Below are 716 nucleotides of genomic sequence, written 5' to 3'. Positions count from 1 at the left end.
ACAAGCGGCTCGCCCAGCCGGTGCCGCCCTCGCGCGACGATGTGCCAAGCCGGCTCGCCGCCCTGGCGCTGCTGTTGGCCAGCGCAGGCCTGGCCTGGTGGGTCTACCGGCTGGATGCGATCGCCTGAGGAGCGCCCGCGTGCAAGACGCTACACTGGCCGGCGTGTCCTTCGCAGCCGCTTCCCCGCACCGCGCCGTGTCCCTGCCGCCTTCCGTCACCCTGCGCCTGGCCAGCGAGCCCCCGGACATGCCGGCGGTGCGCGCGCTGTTCGAGGAATACGCCGCCAGCTTGGGCATCGACCTCGCCTTCCAGGGCTTCGCGGAAGAACTGGCCACGCTGCCCGGCGAATACGCGCCGCCGCGCGGCTGCATCCTGCTGGCGGAGGTGGACGGCGCGCTGGCCGGTTGCTGCGCGCTGCGCCCCCTGGATGCCGCCGACTACCCGAACGCCTGCGAGATGAAGCGGCTGTACGTGCGCAAGCCCTTTCGCGGCTTCGGCCTGGGGCGGCAGCTCGCCGAGGCGACGCTGGACGCGGCGCGGCGCGCCGGCTACTCCAGCGTGCTGCTCGACACGCTGGACGGCATGGAGGCCGCGCGCGCGCTGTATGCGGACCTGGGCTTCCAGGAAATCCCGCCCTACTACTACAACCCGATCGCGGGCGCCCACTACCTGAAGGCCGACATCGGCTGGTGAGCGCCGCCGGCGGCGGCAACGC

At 73.0% G+C, this 716-nt stretch carries 1 protein-coding gene; it reads left to right on the top strand.

Annotated features, from left to right (window positions below; genetic code table 11):
* The first annotated feature begins 247 nt into the window (after window positions 1-247).
* Complete coding sequence (locus tag A612_RS07525) at window positions 248-694, top strand: GNAT family N-acetyltransferase (RefSeq protein ID WP_051001470.1); 447 nt, start codon at window positions 248-250, stop codon at window positions 692-694.
* Window positions 695-716: the final 22 nt, after the last annotated feature.

This window comes from Melaminivora alkalimesophila (genome assembly GCF_000282995.1).
GTDB lineage: Bacteria > Pseudomonadota > Gammaproteobacteria > Burkholderiales > Burkholderiaceae_C > Melaminivora > Melaminivora alkalimesophila.
The sequence above is the reverse complement of the archived record's forward strand: the minus strand, read 5'-3'. Positions and strand labels throughout refer to the sequence as shown.